This is a genomic window from Streptococcus sp. ELY_90 (genome assembly GCF_058314475.1).
The window spans coordinates 1-17,314 of the sequence record NZ_JBZFUJ010000018.1; the positions used below are offsets into that span (position 1 = coordinate 1).

A 17,314-nucleotide genomic window follows, 5' to 3' on the forward strand; every position below is an offset into this window, starting at 1 on the left:
TGTGGTTAGAGCCTTTTCGAAATCGTCAAGCGATTGGAGAAGATTAACTAATCCACAGTGGCTTATTCCAAGTGTATCACTTGGGCTTTGGCAGTAGCTAACTGCACTAAATATAATATAAGGAGAGTATGTATGTATAAGGATGACAGTTTAACCTTACATACAGATTTGTATCAGATCAATATGATGCAGGTCTATTTTGACCAAGGTATCCATAATAAAAATGCTGTTTTTGAAATTTATTTTCGCAAGGAACCCTTTGCAAATGGTTATGCCGTTTTTGCAGGTTTAGAGCGGATGATCGCCTATTTGCAGGGATTAAGATTTTCGGAGACAGATATCGCTTATTTAAAAGATCTGGGTTATCCGGAAGATTTTCTTGCTTATCTTAGAAATTTTAAACTGGAATTAAGTGTAAGATCGGCTAAAGAGGGCGATCTGGTTTTTGCCAACGAGCCCATCGTTCAGATTGAAGGCCCGCTTGCCCAGTGTCAGCTGGTTGAAACGGCTCTTTTAAATATTGTCAATTTTCAAACCTTGATTGCCACGAAAGCAGCCCGCATCCACTCAGTTATTGAGGATGAGCCGCTTTTAGAATTTGGCACCCGGCGTGCGCAGGAATTGGATGCAGCTATTTGGGGAACACGGGCTGCTGTTATCGGCGGTGCCAATGCAACCAGCAATGTCCGCGCCGGAAAACTCTTTGGTATTCCTGTTTCCGGCACACATGCCCACGCTCTTGTTCAGGCTTATGGCAACGATTATGATGCCTTCATGGCTTATGCCGGAACTCATAAGGACTGTGTATTTTTGGTCGATACCTATGATACGCTTCGTCTGGGTGTGCCCGCTGCTATTCGGGCAGCCAATGAGTTGGGCGATAAAATTAACTTTTTAGGTGTTCGGATTGATTCAGGAGACATGGCTTATCTGTCTAAAAAGGTGCGCAAGCAGCTGGATGAAGCCGGCTACCCTCATGCTAAGATTTATGCTTCTAATGATCTTGATGAAAATACCATTCTCAACCTCAAAATGCAAAAGGCCAAGATTGATGTCTGGGGAGTTGGCACTAAGCTAATAACAGCTTATGATCAGCCGGCTCTGGGAGCTGTTTACAAGATTGTTTCCATCGAAGATGATAAAGGCGTTATGCAGGATACCATCAAACTCTCCAATAATGCTGAAAAGGTCTCAACACCAGGCAAAAAACAGGTTTGGCGTATCACCAGCCGTGCTAAAGGAAAATCAGAAGGTGACTATATCACTTTTACCGATATTGATGTCAATGATCTGGAAGAGCTGGATATGTTCCACCCAACTTATACCTACATCAATAAAAAAGTGAAAAACTTTGATGCAGTGCCGCTCTTGGTAGATATTTTTGACCGCGGCCGTCTCGTTTATAATCAGCCAAGTCTGCAGGATATCCAAGATTATGCCCGCAAGGAGTTTGATAAATTGTGGGATGAGTACAAGCGTGTTCTCAATCCGCAGGATTATCCGGTTGACCTTGCGCGTGATGTTTGGCAAAACAAGATGGACCTTATTGATCGTATCCGCAAAGAAGCCTATGAGAAAGGTGAGGTTCAATGACTTTACAAGAAAAAATAATTGCTCAGCTCGGTGTCAAACCCAGCATTGATGCTAAGGAAGAAATTCGCAAGTCAGTTGACTTTTTAAAGGATTACTTGAAAAAACATACCTTTTTAAAAAGCTATGTCCTAGGCATTTCCGGCGGACAGGATTCCAGTCTGGCCGGTCGCTTGGCTCAGATTGCCATAGAGGAGTTGCGTAAGGAAAGCGGCAACAATGACTACCGCTTTATTGCCCTGCGCCTGCCCTATGGTGTTCAGGCAGACGAAGCAGATGCCAAGCGTGCTCTTGACTTTATTCAGCCGGACATCAGCCTGACAGTGAATATCAAAGCTGCTGTTGACGGTCAGGTGGCTGGTCTTGAGGCGGCCGGAGTAGCTATTTCTGATTTTAATAAGGGTAATATCAAGGCTCGCCAGCGTATGATTACCCAGTATGCCGTTGCCGGTGAAAATAGCGGAGCTGTCATTGGAACCGATCATGCTGCCGAGAATATTACAGGCTTCTTTACCAAGTTTGGAGACGGCGGAGCAGATATTTTGCCGCTTTACCGTCTGAATAAGCGCCAAGGAAAGCAGCTGTTGGCCGAATTAGGAGCAGATAAAGCCTTATATGAAAAGATCCCGACTGCAGACCTTGAAGAAAATAAGCCGGGGCTGGCCGATGAAGTAGCGCTCGGAGTCAGCTACAATGATATTGATGACTATCTTGAAGGGAAAACCATTTCTCTTGAAGCTAAGAAAAAAATCGAAAATTGGTGGCGAAAGACGGAGCATAAACGCCATCTGCCCATTTCCATTTTTGATGATTTTTGGCGCTGAACATTAGGGCAGAAAAAGCAGAGAAAGACAGAAAAAAGCCTAGAAACAGCAGGCTTTTTCAGATATCTCAGCTGCTGTGAAACTTAAAAGCAGCAGCTGGAGTTTCATGCTGATAGTATAAGAAAGGGAGATTATCTTGTCAGAATTAACAAAAACATTTACAGATAAATTATTTGAGCAATATGAAGCAATGCTTAAATTTCAGGCAGTCGAAAATGCCGTTACTCACAATGGCCTGCTGAAATCGCTGGAAACACGTCAGAGTGAAATTGAAAATGATCATGTTTTTTCAATTGATCTGACCAAGGATGAAGTTGCCAATCAAAAAGCGTCCGGCCGCTGCTGGATGTTTGCGGCTTTGAATACTTTCCGCCATAAACTGATTGCCGATTTTAAATTAGAAAATTTTGAACTGTCTCAGGCACACACTTTCTTTTGGGACAAGTACGAGAAAGCCAACTGGTTTTTCGAGCAGATCATTGCGACGGCAGATCAAGACCTTGGCAGCCGCAAGGTGAAATTCTTGCTTGATGTTCCGCAGCAAGACGGCGGTCAGTGGGACATGGTTGTAGCCTTATTTGAAAAATACGGTGTGGTTCCTAAATCCGTCTATCCTGAGTCTGTATCGTCAAGCAATAGCCGAGAACTAAATCAATATCTCAATAAGCTGCTGCGTCAGGATGCGCAGATTTTGCGGGAATTAATTGCTTCCGGCGCTGACGAAGCAGCGGTTCAGTCCAAAAAAGAAGCCTTCTTGCAAGATGTTTTTAACTTTTTAGCCATCAATCTTGGCTTACCGCCGCGCAGCTTTGACTTTGCCTACCGCGACAAGGATAACCACTATCAATCTGAAAAAAATATAACACCGCAGGCCTTCTATCAAAAGTACGTCGGTCTTAAGCTCTCAGATTATGTTTCCATTATCAACGCTCCGACAGCTGACAAGCCTTACGGTAAGTCCTATACTGTAGAAATGCTGGGAAATGTTGCAGGCAGTCCTGCTGTCCGCTATCTCAATCTTGATATGGCACGTTTCAAGGAATTGGCCATTGCTCAAATGCAGTCGGGTGAAACCGTATGGTTTGGTTCTGATGTTGGTCAGGTTTCTGATCGGCAAAAAGGTATTTTAGCGACCAATACTTATGATTTTGTATCAAGTATGGATATTGAACTGACGCAGGATAAGGCCGGCCGCCTTGATTACAGCGAAAGTCTGATGACCCATGCCATGGTTCTGACCGGTGTTGATTTGGATGAAAAAGGCCAAGCTGTTAAATGGAAGGTTGAAAACTCATGGGGCGATAAGGTCGGTCAAAAAGGCTACTTTGTTGCTTCAGATGCGTGGATGGATGAGTACACTTATCAGATTGTTGTCCGCAAGGATCTGCTTACGGCTGAAGAATTAGCAGCCTATGAAGCTGAGCCAATCGTTCTTGCGCCTTGGGATCCAATGGGCGCCTTGGCTAAGTAATCTCTCAAGCTATTGGTGGTTTTTAGCAGGCTGATTTTCAGCGGAATCAAAAGAACCCGTTTTAAGTCTGCTGTTCAGCCCTAGCTCCTTAACAACTGTGAGTATGTATTGTCTTGAAAAATAAAGCATAAAAAAGATACTTGGACTTAAGTCTTCAAGTATCTTTTTTCTTATATCATGAAATGTTTATTCAGAACCGGATGATGCAGCAGCAGAGGTCGCTTCACTGCTTTCAGAAGAAGCTTCACTGCCTTGTGGAGCTTGGGTAGCTGGCTGTTCTGTTTGTTCCTGGTCGGAATTTTGCTCATCATCTTGATTGTCGGTGTCCTCTTCCTCGTCGCTGTCAGCATCATCATCAGCTGCTGACGAGCCTGAGGTTACTGGAGCAGCACCGTAGCGGCTGTTTGAACCGGAAGAACCATTTAAGTAGAGATAACCGCCGCTGCGATAGAGCCCGTCAGGCATCACCCAGTCAGAATTGCCTGAGCTTGACAGATAAGACATCATAGCCCGGTAAACCTGAGCGGCTATTTTCAAGTTGTCTCCATAAACAGGTTTCAGACGATCTTTGTAGCCTGTCCAAACGGCCATTGAATACTGCGGTGTGTAGCCGACGAAGTTTTCATCGGGAGCGACCGTTTCATATGCATATGGATTGATACCATACTTTTCAGCCATTTCAGTCAGTTCGTGATCATCATAGTTTGATGTCCCTGTTTTACCAGCCTGATAGAGACCTGGAATGGCAGCCTCTGTCCCTGTACCATAGGTCAGTACAGTCTTCAGCATGTCTGTCATCATATAAGCCGTTGTCTCTTTCATAGCTCGGTTACCTTTGGCATCATAGGTTTCTGATGTACCGTCGCTAAATTCTATTTTATTGACATACTGAGGTTGGTAATAAGTACCGCCGTTGGCAAAGGCCGCAAAGGCCGCAGCCATTTTTTCACTGCTGGCTCCGTATTTTTGGTCAGCGCTGCTGGTATTACTTGAGATGGCATTTGAATAACGCATTTCCGGATAGTCAATTCCAAGTCCGTTTAAGAAGCCTTTAGCAGTATCCAGTCCGGCAGCATCAAGAGCTCTTACAGCAGGAACGTTACGGGATTGCTGGATAGCTGTTTGGATGGTCATCCAACCGTTGTAACGGCGATCCCAGTCATAAACCTGAGTGGTTGTTCCCGGATAGTAGTAAATGGAGTCATTGAGCATTTGTGCTGTGGTGGTGAAGACTTCGCTCTCCAAAGCAGGACCGTAAGCCGAAATTGGCTTCATGGTTGATCCCCAGTCACGGTCTGTCAAGACTGCTTGGTTGGTACCAAAAGAAACTTTAGTGTCCTGATTGCGTCCGCCAAGCTGAGCGATGACCTTACCGGTAGTGACGTCCATAACAGTTGAGGCAACTTGGAAATCAGCATCCGGATAAGCAACGTATTGATCGGTATTGTAAATATTCCAAAGGTACTGCTGTGCATCAGCGTTAACATTTGTATAGACTTTCATGCCGGCTGAGAAGATATCCTGACCGGTACGTTTCTTGACTTCAGCGATAACCTGTTTCAGGTAGTTATCCATGTATTTTGGATAGCTGGAGGTACGCTTGAGCTCTTGCAAACCATCTGAAATCGGTGTAGCAACCGCAGTGTCGTATTCAGACTTAGTAATTTTTTTATGTCTGTACATTTGGGACAAAACAGTGTTTCGTCTGTTGGTTGCTGCTTTTGGCCGAGCGTAAGGGTCATACTGTGTCGGAGCCTGCGGAATTCCTGCTAAGGTTGCCAGCTGAGCGATAGAGAGCTCTTTGAGGTCTTTCCCATAGTAGGATTTGGCAGCCGTACGCATGCCGTAGTTGCCGTTTCCCATGTAAACCTTATTGATATAGAAAGTTAAAATTTCTTCTTTGGTATACTTTCTCTCCATTTGCAGGGACAGCCAAACTTCCTGAGACTTACGCTTCAATGTTTGATCCGATGCTTTGGTGGAGAAATAAGCCAGTTTGATCAGCTGCTGATCAAGTGTTGATCCCCCTTGGGTTGATTTACTGACCAGGTTATTCCATGCTGCACCTATAATCCGATAGATATCGACTCCGCGGTGCTTGAAAAAGCGGTGATCTTCAATGGAGGTTACTGCATTGACCAAATTGATAGGAATATTGTCAGAAGAGATACTCTCACGCTTTTCAGCTCCCAAATCGGCAATCAATTTATTGCTGCTGTCATAGACCAGGCTGGAATTAGTCGCCTTAAGTTTGGTCTCAGAGAGTTTTGGAGTACTGCTGACGTAGTAGGTAAAGAGGAGGCCTCCGATAATAATAGCTAAAATAACGGCGCTTAGAATAATGCCAAGTCCATATTTTAAAACTTTTAATCCAAAACGTTTATCGAATTTAACGTTTTTCAAACTGGATTTATTAAATTTGAGATTTTTTAATTTGGATTTGTCAAATTTCAGTTTATTTTTGATTTTAATCACCGCCTAAAATATTTTTTTCAAGAACATCTAAATAAGGAACTTGAGGAAATGCTGACTCGTTGACCTGATAGCCGTTTTTTTTGATATAATCAAGTGGCATAGACTTCCCTCCCTTATCAATCTGATAAAAACGAATCAGGTGGGAAGCAGGAAGCAAGTAGGTCTCTTTAAGTGTTGAAAAATGCAGTAAGACAAAACAGATACCTTTTTGGTCTAAAACTTGTGACATGTGCTTAATCTGATGAGCATGAAAATTTTTCATGGGTATCGATGTTTTATGTCTCGTTTCTTTTGCCTCGAAATCTATATAGTATCCCTTGTAAACTCCTGAATAATCTGTCGTTGAGGCCTGTCTGAAATAGGCTTCGACAATTTTAGCGCGACTCCTTTTAGGATAATCCACCCTTACAATCTGAACAGGTGTCGGCTTCTTATGGATAACAGCAATCTGCTGGGACAGATAATACTCATTTGTCGCATTGATAGCTGCTTCAAAGGACATACCGCGATTGGCAAAGTCGGTTGTTTTAGCCGCTTGGCTGAGCCTGCTTTGTTTACGAATTAAATGATGCGGATAGTTGACCATAGTTCTCCTAACTCTGCAATAAAGTAAAACATAACATAAAGCATATACTATTATATCATAAATTTAAAAAGGAAAACAGCCTATGAGTACAATTCTTATCACTGGTTATAAAAGTTTTGAATTAGGAATTTTTAAAGATAAGGATCCTAAAATAAGAGTTATCAAAAAAGCTATCAGACGGGACCTTCTTCGTTTTCTGGATGAGGGAGCAGACTGGTTTGTTTTCCTGGGAAATCTGGGCTTTGAATATTGGGCGCTGGAGGTGGCTTTGGACTTGCAAAAAGAGTACGATGTCAAACTAGCAGTTATTTTTCTTTTTAAGAATCACGGTGAAAATTGGAATGAAAGCAATCAGGAAAAGCTGGCCAAATTTAAAGAGGCAGATTTTGTCAAATATGTTTATGACAGCTATCAAAATCCCGGTCAGTTAAAACATTACAATCAGTTTTTGCTGGATAATACAGACGGTGCCTATGTATTTTATGATGAAGACAAAGAAACTAATCTTAAATATCTCTATCAAATGATCAAGGCCGACGATGCCTATTCCTTCAAACGTCTTACTTTTGAGGAACTAAACGAAATCGCTCAGGATTTAGATTAGAATTTGTACATAAAAGACTTGATTTTTAAATTAATTTTCTGTATGATTATGAATGATAGTGTAGGCTGGTTCTACACATAATGATATGTTTGGAGAGATGAACGAATGGCAAGTATTATGTACACCCCTAAAGATATTTTTGAGCAAGAATTCAAATCTAGCATGAGAGGCTACGACAAAAAAGAAGTTGATGAATTCCTTGATGATGTCATCAAGGACTACGAAACCTATATATCAACTATTGAGGAGCTCCGTCAGGAAAACGCTCGTCTGAAAGAAGAGGTCAAGCAGGCCAAAAAACGTCCGGAGCCTGTTTCGCCATCAGCACCGACAGCCTCTGCTGTAGGTTCCAGTCATGCGGCGACAACAGCGACGAATTTTGATATTTTGAAGCGTATCAGCCGGCTTGAAAAGGAAGTTTTCGGTAAACAAATTACCGAATAAAGAAGGAAAAAACTGTGCAATTTTTGGATAATCGCGTGGTAGTTTTACCATGAGGAAAGTCCATGCTAGCACCGGCTGTGATGCCGGTAGTGTTTGTGCTAGGCGAACAAATAAGCCTAGGGATGTGTTCTTTCGCACATTACGGCGGATGAAATCGCTAAGTCTTCGGATAGGTGAGAGTCATCCTGAAAGTGCCACAGTGACGTAGTTTTTACGGAAACGTAAAAAGTGGAACGCGGTAAACCCCTCAAGCTAGCAACCCAAACTTTGGTAGGGGCATGGAAAAGCCGGAAGTAGAACGGTCTTTTCTGACTGCATAGCAGTAGACAGATGATTATCGAAGAAGGTGAGACCTAGTCACCTTTGGAACAAAACATGGCTTATAGAAAATTGCATAATAGGTGAGCTAGCGATTTGCTAGCTTTTATTGTCATTTAGTGAGGAATTATGAAAAAATCTTTTGATTTAATAGCAACAGCGGCAGCGGGGATTGAAGCAGTTGTCGGCAAGGAATTAAGGCAGCTGGGAATTGACTGTCAGGTCGAAAACGGCAGGGTTCTCTTTAAAGGAGATGTCGAGACAATCATTAGGACAAACCTGTGGCTGCGCTCGGCAGACCGCATTAAGATTTTGGTCGGAGAGTTTCCGGCCAAAACCTTTGAAGAGCTCTTTCAGGGTGTTTATGCTCTTGACTGGGAAAACTATCTGCCTTTAGGCTGCCGCTTTCCGATTTCTAAGGCTAAGTCTGTTAAATCCAGGCTGCACAATGAACCCAGCGTTCAAAGTATCACGAAAAAGGCTGTTGTCAAAAAACTGCAGAAGTATTTTCACAGACCTGAAAATGTTCCTTTGCTTGAAAACGGTCCTGAATTTAAAATAGAAGTTTCTATTTTAAAGGACAAGGCAAGGGTAATGATTGATACAACAGGTTCCAGTCTTTTTAAGCGCGGCTACCGGACAGACAAAGGCGGAGCACCGATTAAGGAAAATATGGCTGCCGCTATTCTTTTGCTGAGCAATTGGTTTCCGGATAAACCTTTTGTTGACCCGACCTGCGGTTCGGGAACGTTCTGTATTGAGGCAGCCATGATCGGTATGAATATGGCACCGGGAGCTAACCGTGATTTTGCTTTTGAAAAGTGGCCTTGGGTGGATAAAGATCTCGTAGCTAAGGTGCGCAAGGAAGCAGATGAAAAAGTGGATTACGATGCAGAGCTTGATATTTCGGGCTTTGATATCGACGGACGGATGATCGAGATCGCTCAAAAAAATGTCCGAGAAGCCGGACTCGAAGATGTAGTCAAATTGAAACAAATGCGTCTGCAGGACTTTAAAACCGATAAAATCAACGGTGTTATTGTTTCCAATCCTCCTTACGGGGAGAGATTGCTTGATGACAAAGCAGTTGACATTTTGTATAATGAAATGGGTAAAACTTTTGCTCCTTTGAAAACCTGGAGCCAATTTATTTTAACCAGTGATGAGAATTTTGAAGAAAAATTCGGAAGAAAAGCAGACAAAAAACGTAAACTTTACAATGGGACTTTGAAAGTTGATTTGTACCAGTTTTACGGCCAGCGTGTCAAGCGCATGCAAAAATAGAAAGGCGGAAACATTGCGTGTCCAAGGAAGAAAATAATTCAGTAGAGAACACGGAAAATGCAGAAAAACTTGATTTTCAAGATGCCAAAGACATGACAGTCGGTGAGGCTGTCCGCAAGGATTCTGAAATCAAGGCCGGTGTAACAGAAGACGATGGTGTACTTGATCGCTATATTAAACAGCATCGCGATGAAGTGGCTTCACGAAAATTTGATACGAAGAGTGACGATTTTCAAAACATTGATACCAGTGCACTGGATAATTTCATTAAACAGCAGCGTCAGGAACTGGCTGATACCGGCTTAATTGACCCTATAGAAGATGATTCTGCCGATAAAGAACCTGAAAACGATGCACCTGAAAAAGATCATCAAGAGCATGAATTGGAAGATACTATTGTTGCTCCGGCTGTCAATCCTGATCAGGAAGTCTGGCATAAGGCAGAATTTGATGATGTGCCTCTGACAGATAAGCAGGAAGAAACAGCACCTTTGGCAGAGGAAAAAGCAGCTCCTGTATCTGCTGCTCCTACATACAGCAGAAGCGGTGCGGCTTCTGATGATATCTTTGATGACTTTGATGAAGATGAAGACGATAACCATGAAGAAAAGCCGTTTTACAAGCGGAAGCGGGTTATTATTGCGTCTCTTATTCTCCTTTGTTTGTTAGCGGGCGGTGCGGCCTACGGTGCTTACCAATTTACCAATCATTCGGCTAAAACAGACAAAACAACAACTACATCAACGTCAGCCAAGAAAAAAACTGATTTTGCCGCAGTATCGGAAAGCTTTGAAAAATCGTATTCAGCTTTCTTTGCAGATGCCAAACGGGTTAAGCTGAAAAACAGTCAGTTTGCAAATATGCCTAAACTGGAAAAAACCTTGAAAAAGCTCAAAGGCAGCAAGTATTACGATGAAGCCAAGAAAAAGTACGACAGCCTCAAGCGGCAGTTTTCAGCCATTAATGCAGTGAACGGCAAATTTAAATCCAATGCGATTGTTGATGGTGCAAAGAAAACAGCAACTGTTAAAGATGATGCTAATTTTGATGATATTTCAGAAAAAACGTTAAACACAGGCAATGCGACCTTGGATGCGCTTTTGAAATCAGTGATTGCTGACGGCCGTAAACAATTAGATGCCAAGAAAAAAGCCAACAATACAGCCTCTTCACCTGCTGCAAATACTAACAGCAATAATGCTGCATCCAATTCAGACAACAGCGGGCAAAATGATCAGAATACGGCCTCTGAGTCAGCAGATTCAGCTGCGGCCAGCTCTTCTGATTCGGCGGGCAATAACAGCACACCGAGTGCACCGGCACAGGCAGCACCAAGTAACGGCTCTTCCAATGCGGCTTCTTCATCCGGTGCTTCCGGCCATGGAATCGCTGCTTATGATGTATCCAAGCTTCAGCGGAACCGCAGCCGTGTTCCTTATGATCAGTCAAAAATAGCGGACAGCAGCAATGCGGCTTGGGCGTTCAACCCGGGTATTTTGGAAAAAATTGTTGCCATTTCACAAAAACGAGGTTATATCACGGGAAACAATTATATCCTTGAAAAGGTCAATATTATCAATGGCAACGGCTATTATAATATGTTTAAGCCGGATGGAACGTACCTTTTCTCTATTAACTGTAAGACAGGTTACTTTGTAGGTAATGCTTCCGGAAATTCGGACAAATTAGATTATTAAAAAAAGCGAGTGCCGCTTCCGCTGAAATGAACAGCGACAATGGCAAACTCGCTTTTTTTGGCCGATTTTTGGGTGTGCGCCTGAGTTTTTAGCAGTTATCAGACAAGATGGCGCTCAAAAGGATCGTCAGAAATGCCCTGCTCAAGAATAAGAGCTGACCATTCCTTGGCAGAAAAGAGGCTGTGATCCTTGTAATTTCCGCAAGATTCAACAGTTGTTCCGGGAACATCGTCCCAAGATGTAGCTGTGGCGATCTCTTCCAAACTGGACTTGATGACTTGAGCAATTTCTGTTGTGGTGTGATTGCCCCACATGATAAGATGAAAACCGGTGCGGCAGCCAAAAGGTGAACAGTCAATCATACCGTCAATGCGTTCGCGGATGAGTTTGGCCAGCAAATGTTCAATCGTATGAAGACCGGCCGTTGGGATAGAGTCCTTATTAGGCTGAACCAGCCGAATATCAAAATTGGAAATCACATCGCCTTTTGGTCCCTTATCTTCTGAAATAAGACGGACATAAGGGGCTTTTACGGCAGTGTGATCCAGTTCAAAACTTTCAACAATAACTTTTTTAGACATAATGTCCTCCTTTGTCAATTTACGATAATCATATCATAAATTAGGAAATACTGCTGATAATTTTATTGTAGAAAATAAATATTTATGATAAACTATAATTTGGATTTTCTAATTGAAATCCAATAAAATTTTTGAGGTAAAACATGTTAAATATTCTTTTAGCACTTGTTTTCTCCCTCATTGGTTTGGTTATTGGTTATGTCGTTATTTCAGCCCGACTGAAAAAGGCTAAAGAAACGGCAGAACTGACTCTTTTAAATGCAGAACAAGATGCTGTCAATGCTCGGAGCAAGGCGGAAATGGATGCCGAGCATATCAGAACGACAGCAGAACGTGAGAGTAAGGCCTATAAAAAGGAATTGCTTTTAGAAGCAAAAGAAGAGGCTAGAAAATATCGCGAAGAGATTGAAAAAGAATTTAAATCTGAAAGGCAAGAACTTAAGCAAATGGAAACACGTTTGACTGAACGTGCAACCTCTCTTGACCGTAAAGATGAAAATTTAAGCAGTAAAGAACACTTGCTTGACAGCAAAGAGCAAAGTCTGTCCGATAAATCTAGACATATTAATGAGCGTGAGCAGCAAGTTGAACAATTAGAACTGAAGAAAACTCAAGAGCTGGAAAAAGTAGCAGCTCTCAGTCAGGAAGAAGCGCGTGACATTATTCTTTCTCAAACAGAAAAAGACCTGTCGCATGATATTGCCAGCCGCATTAAAGAAGCTGACCGTGAAGTCAAAGATAAGGTTGATAAGTCAGCTAAAAATCTGTTGGCTCAGGCTATGCAGCGTTTAGCAGGGGACTATGTGACAGAGCAGACGATTACAACGGTCCATCTGCCTGATGACAGTATGAAAGGGCGCATTATCGGCCGGGAAGGCCGCAATATCCGGACACTGGAGAGTCTGACCGGAATTGATATCATTATTGATGATACTCCGGAAGTGGTTGTATTATCAGGATTTGATCCTATTCGCAGAGAAATTGCGCGAATGACTCTGGAAGCTCTTATTCAGGACGGACGCATTCACCCGGCTCGGATTGAAGAACTGGTTGAAAAGAACCGTTTGGAAATGGATAACCGCATCCGTGAATACGGTGAAGCCGCTGCCTTTGAAATTGGTGCTCCAAATCTTCATCCGGACCTGATTAAACTGATGGGACGTCTGCAATTCCGGACGTCTTACGGTCAAAATGTTCTGCGCCACTCGGTTGAAGTCGGGAAATTGGCTGGTCTGCTTGCCAGTGAGTTGGGTGAAAATATTGATTTGGCCCGCCGTGCAGGTTTCCTTCATGACATCGGGAAAGCTATTGACCGTGAGGTTGAAGGCAGCCACGTTGAAATCGGGACAGAATTTGCCCGCAAGTATAAGGAACATCCGGTTGTTATCAATACTATTGCCAGCCACCACGGCGATGTTGAGCCGGAATCGGTCATTGCTGTGCTGGTAGCTGCAGCAGATGCTCTCAGCTCTGCCCGTCCGGGTGCCCGCAATGAATCCATGGAAAATTACATTAAGCGTCTGCGCGATCTGGAAGAGATCGCAACAAGCTTTGAAGGTGTTCAAAACAGTTATGCCCTTCAGGCGGGACGTGAAATCCGCATCATGGTAGAGCCTGCCAAGCTGTCAGATGACGATGTGACCATCATGGCTCATAAAGTCCGTGAAAAAATTGAAAGCAATCTGGATTATCCGGGCAATATCAAGGTTACGGTTATCCGTGAACTGCGTGCCGTTGATTATGCCAAATAAAAAATGAGCAGCTGCTTGGGCAGATTGCTGCAGAGCTAACTTGAAAGAACAAAGTAAGGTTGATTCCTTGAAAGATCGATTTTGCTTTGTTCTTTTTTGTACTTGCAAAAAAGTGACAGACCGCTTTGGAAAAGCAAACGATCAGACTGAGATTTTTTATCAGCTGGTTCTGCGGCCTGTCATGGTTTTGCCTGGATCGTGAGAGCAGAAGCGGGTAAAATTTTCTTGATAAACAAGTGTCTTTTTGTTAAACTAGAAACAGAAACTTTAAGGAGCTAAAAATGTCTGAACGTGGTTTGTTAATCGTTTTTTCAGGACCTTCCGGTGTCGGCAAGGGAACTGTCAGGCAGAAAATTTTTTCAACACCTGACCATAAATTTGAGTATTCAGTTTCAATGACAACGCGTCCGCAAAGACCCGGTGAAACTGACGGTGTTGATTATTTCTTTCGGACACGTGAAGAATTTGAAGAGCTCATCAGACAGGGCCAGATGCTGGAATATGCAGAATATGTCGGCAATTATTACGGAACGCCTCTGACTTATGTCAACGAAACACTTGATAAGGGCATTGATGTTTTCTTGGAAATTGAAGTTCAAGGAGCACTTCAGGTTAAGAAAAAAGTTCCGGATGGTGTTTTTATCTTTCTGACACCGCCTGATTTAGCCGAATTAAAAGATCGCTTGGTGGGCCGCGGAACCGACAGTCAGGAAGTCATTGCCCAGCGTATCGAGCGTGCCAAGGAAGAAATTGCTCTTATGCGCGAATATGATTATGCGGTGGTCAATGATGAGGTTGATTTGGCCGCAGAGCGCGTTAAGCATATTATCGAAACAGAGCATTACCGTGTTGAGCGTGTCATCGGGCGCTATGATAAAATGATTAAAGAAGAATTACCTTTAAGATAAATTAGAAAAGAGAAGACAGACCTATGATGTTAAAACCTTCGATTGATACTTTATTGGATAAAGTACCGTCAAAATATTCCCTTGTTATGCTGCAGGCTAAACGTGCCCATGAACTTGAAGCCGGTGCAAAACCAACACAGGAATTTTCATCAGTGAAGCCGACCCTGCAAGCACTTGAGGAAATTGAAGCAGGCAATGTTGTTATCCACCCTGATCCAGAAGCTAAACGCGCAGCTGTGCGTGCCAAAGCTGAAGCTGAACGTCTGGCTAAGGAAGAAGAAGAACGTAAAATCAAGGAACAAATTGCTAAAGAAAAGGAAGAAGAAGGTGAAAAAATCTAAGGTTGGCAGCAATCTTAGATTTTTCATATTTGAGGTAGATGATGGTAAAAATTGCAGAGGTTATTGTCGATGTGCCTTTGATGCAGACGGACAAACCTTTCTCTTATAAAATTCCAGAAGAACTGTCATCGGTCCTTGTGGCAGGTTCCCGTGTTCATGTTCCTTTTGGCAGGGGAAACCGTCTGCTGCAGGGGTTTGTAGTCAATATTGCTGAAGGAGAAGATGAGCATTTAAAGTCTTTGGCAGAAGTTTTAGATCCAGAGCCGGTGCTCAATCAGGAACAGCTGCTGCTGGCAGATCAGCTGCGCAGGACGGTTTTTTCTTATAAGATTTCAATCTTGAAATCGATGATTCCAAGCCTTTTAAATTCAAACTATGATCGGCTCCTAAAAGCCCAAGATGGCTTGTCTCAGGAAGATAAAACACTGATTTTTGGCGGCAGAAAAGAAATTAATTTCTCACAGTTAAGTCAGGAAGCTCAGCTGAAAAGTCTGCGTTTGATTCAAGCCGGGAAAATTGCTGTTTCTTACATTGCCAAAGATAAAAAGAGCATTAAGACACAAAAGTATTATGAAGTGGATCTGGAAAAATTAGCAGCCTTAACGGTCAGCAAACGTGCCAAAAAGCGGCAGGAGTTAAAAGACTACCTGATCAAACATCCGCAGAATCAGGCGCTTTCTGAGCTGTTTTCCCTTTTTTCGCGGGAAGTTGTGAATTACTTTATTTCAGAAGGCATTCTTAACCTATCAGAAATAGAAGTCAACCGCAGCGCTGCTTACTTTGCAGATGTTCCCCAGTCTGACTTTTTGGATTTGAATGAAGAACAGCAGGGAGCGGTTGAAACCATCACAGCTGCTATTGGACTAGGCAGTAAACCTTACTTGTTAGAGGGGATTACCGGAAGCGGTAAAACGGAAGTTTATTTGCATGTTATAGACAGAGTCTTGAAAATGGGAAAGACAGCCATTGTTTTGGTGCCTGAAATTTCCTTGACCCCCCAGATGACCAATCGATTTATTTCTCGCTTTGGCAGTCTGGTAGCCATTATGCATTCAGGCTTGTCAGACGGTGAGAAATTTGATGAATGGCGCAAGATAAAATCCGGTCAGGCTAAGGTTGTTGTCGGTGCGCGCTCAGCCATCTTTGCACCTCTTGAAAATATTGGTGCCATCATTATTGACGAGGAACACGAAGCGAGCTATAAACAGGAGTCAAATCCTCGTTATCATGCGCGTGACGTTGCCTTGCTGCGCTCTGAGTATCACAAGGCCGTACTTGTTCTGGGCAGTGCTACGCCCAGCATTGAAAGCAGAGCCCGAGCCAGCCGCAATGTCTATCAACTGCTGAGACTGTCCAGGCGAGCCAATCCTTTGGCTCAGGTGCCTAAGGTAGAAATTGTTGATTTCCGCGATTTTATAGGACGGCAGGAAGTGAGTAATCTAACGCCAGTATTGATTGATAAGATTAAGGAGCGCTTAGACAGGCAGGAACAGGTTGTGCTTATGCTCAATCGCCGCGGCTATTCCAGCTTTATCATGTGCCGTGACTGCGGCTATGTTGATAACTGTCCTAACTGTGATATTTCCTTAACCCTGCACATGGATACAAAAACCATGAACTGTCATTACTGTGGTTTTTCTAAGGGCATTCCGCACACCTGTCCCAACTGCGGCAGCAAGAAGATTCGCTATTATGGAACCGGGACACAAAAAGCTTATGATGAATTGCTGCAAGTGCTGCCTAAAGCCCGGGTGCTGCGCATGGATGTTGATACGACAAGGAAAAAAGGGGCACATGAAAAAATTCTTCGAGCTTTTGGCAAAGGAGAGGCAGATATCCTTCTGGGCACTCAGATGATTGCAAAGGGTCTTGATTTTCCGAATGTCACCTTGGTGGGCGTTTTGAATGCTGATACTTCTTTAAATCTGCCTGATTTTCGCTCCAGTGAACGGACTTTCCAGCTATTAACGCAGGTGGCCGGCAGAGCAGGGCGGGCTGATAAGCCCGGGGATGTTTTGATTCAGACCTATAATCCAAATCATTACGCCATTCAAATGGCTAAGGATCAGGATTATGAAGCTTTTTATCACTATGAAATGGGCATTCGCCGAAGTCTGGCTTATCCGCCCTACTATTTTACGGTGGGGCTGACGCTGTCACATAAAGATGAGCAAGAGGTCATTAAAAAAGCTTATGAAGTAGTAGGTCTGCTTCGGACTGAACTGACCGATAAGATTAAAATTTTAGGACCGACGCCAAAGCCTATCGCGAGAACACATAATCTATATCACTATCAAATTATTATTAAGTACCGCTTTGAAGAGCACTTGGAATCTGTTTTGAACCAGATTCTGGATTTAACGCAGAAAAAAGAAAACCGTAATCTGCGCTTGATTATTGATCATGAGCCGCAGAGCTTCATGTAAGAAAGTTTCAACTA

The 17,314-nt window shown here is 43.1% G+C and carries 13 protein-coding genes, 1 other RNA gene and 1 pseudogene; 12 read left to right on the forward strand and 3 right to left on the reverse strand.

The features are described from left to right. The first annotated feature begins 132 nt into the window (after positions 1 to 132). From AC4HAF_RS09360 to pepC, 3 genes are all read left to right on the forward strand, one after another. Positions 133 to 1,593, forward strand: coding sequence for a nicotinate phosphoribosyltransferase (locus tag AC4HAF_RS09360; protein WP_491097548.1), 1,461 nt, complete (start codon positions 133 to 135; stop codon positions 1,591 to 1,593). Then, positions 1,590 to 2,414, forward strand: a complete 825-nt coding sequence (nadE, locus tag AC4HAF_RS09365; protein ID WP_491097549.1) for an NAD(+) synthase — start codon at positions 1,590 to 1,592, stop codon at positions 2,412 to 2,414. The genes AC4HAF_RS09360 and nadE overlap by 4 nt, the downstream gene beginning before the upstream one ends. Positions 2,415 to 2,550: 136 nt before the next feature. After that, on the forward strand, positions 2,551 to 3,885 hold the full coding sequence (gene pepC / locus AC4HAF_RS09370) for an aminopeptidase C (RefSeq protein WP_491097550.1): 1,335 nt from the start codon (positions 2,551 to 2,553) through the stop codon (positions 3,883 to 3,885). Positions 3,886 to 4,301: 416 nt separating this feature from the next. Here pepC and pbp1a read toward each other — a convergent pair. After that, a pseudogene (pbp1a, locus tag AC4HAF_RS09375) lies at positions 4,302 to 6,288 on the reverse strand (penicillin-binding protein PBP1A); the annotation flags it as partial. Positions 6,289 to 6,352: 64 nt separating this feature from the next. Continuing rightward, positions 6,353 to 6,946 (reverse strand): Holliday junction resolvase RecU, encoded by a 594-nt coding sequence (gene recU, locus AC4HAF_RS09380; protein WP_491097551.1) that lies wholly within the window; start codon positions 6,944 to 6,946, stop codon positions 6,353 to 6,355. Between the two features lie 82 nt (positions 6,947 to 7,028). On the opposite strand from recU, the gene AC4HAF_RS09385 reads away from it, so the two are divergent. The 5 genes from AC4HAF_RS09385 to AC4HAF_RS09405 all read left to right on the forward strand — a co-directional run bounded on the left by AC4HAF_RS09385 (position 7,029) and on the right by AC4HAF_RS09405 (position 11,293). Then, a complete protein-coding gene (locus tag AC4HAF_RS09385) occupies positions 7,029 to 7,550 on the forward strand; it encodes an SLOG family protein (RefSeq protein ID WP_491097552.1) in 522 nt (173 codons plus the stop codon). Between the two features lie 105 nt (positions 7,551 to 7,655). Next, positions 7,656 to 7,994 carry a cell division regulator GpsB gene (gene gpsB / locus AC4HAF_RS09390; protein WP_491092331.1) on the forward strand — a complete coding sequence of 113 codons (339 nt, stop codon included), beginning with the start codon at positions 7,656 to 7,658 and terminating at the stop codon, positions 7,992 to 7,994. 19 nt (positions 7,995 to 8,013) lie between these two features. Continuing rightward, an RNA gene (rnpB, locus tag AC4HAF_RS09395) (RNase P RNA component class B) lies at positions 8,014 to 8,382 on the forward strand. A 59-nt stretch (positions 8,383 to 8,441) separates the two neighbouring features. Next, positions 8,442 to 9,596, forward strand: coding sequence for a THUMP domain-containing class I SAM-dependent RNA methyltransferase (locus tag AC4HAF_RS09400; protein ID WP_491097553.1), 1,155 nt, complete (start codon positions 8,442 to 8,444; stop codon positions 9,594 to 9,596). A 17-nt stretch (positions 9,597 to 9,613) separates the two neighbouring features. Continuing rightward, on the forward strand, positions 9,614 to 11,293 hold the full coding sequence (locus AC4HAF_RS09405) for a cell division site-positioning protein MapZ family protein (RefSeq protein ID WP_491097554.1): 1,680 nt from the start codon (positions 9,614 to 9,616) through the stop codon (positions 11,291 to 11,293). Between the two features lie 98 nt (positions 11,294 to 11,391). On the opposite strand, the gene AC4HAF_RS09410 is transcribed toward AC4HAF_RS09405, so the two are convergent. After that, on the reverse strand, positions 11,392 to 11,874 hold the full coding sequence (locus AC4HAF_RS09410) for an S-ribosylhomocysteine lyase (RefSeq protein WP_491097555.1): 483 nt from the start codon (positions 11,872 to 11,874) through the stop codon (positions 11,392 to 11,394). A gap of 143 nt (positions 11,875 to 12,017) precedes the next feature. Between AC4HAF_RS09410 and AC4HAF_RS09415 the strand changes: the two genes are divergently transcribed. From AC4HAF_RS09415 to AC4HAF_RS09430, 4 genes are all read left to right on the forward strand, one after another. Beyond that, positions 12,018 to 13,625, forward strand: a complete 1,608-nt coding sequence (locus AC4HAF_RS09415; protein ID WP_491097556.1) for a ribonuclease Y — start codon at positions 12,018 to 12,020, stop codon at positions 13,623 to 13,625. A 281-nt stretch (positions 13,626 to 13,906) separates the two neighbouring features. Next, positions 13,907 to 14,533 (forward strand): guanylate kinase, encoded by a 627-nt coding sequence (gene gmk, locus AC4HAF_RS09420; protein WP_491092336.1) that lies wholly within the window; start codon positions 13,907 to 13,909, stop codon positions 14,531 to 14,533. A gap of 23 nt (positions 14,534 to 14,556) precedes the next feature. Then, positions 14,557 to 14,874, forward strand: a complete 318-nt coding sequence (gene rpoZ, locus AC4HAF_RS09425) for a DNA-directed RNA polymerase subunit omega (RefSeq protein ID WP_491092337.1) — start codon at positions 14,557 to 14,559, stop codon at positions 14,872 to 14,874. A gap of 41 nt (positions 14,875 to 14,915) precedes the next feature. Then, complete coding sequence (locus AC4HAF_RS09430; protein ID WP_491097566.1) at positions 14,916 to 17,300, forward strand: primosomal protein N'; 2,385 nt, start codon at positions 14,916 to 14,918, stop codon at positions 17,298 to 17,300. The last annotated feature ends 14 nt before the right edge of the window (positions 17,301 to 17,314 follow it).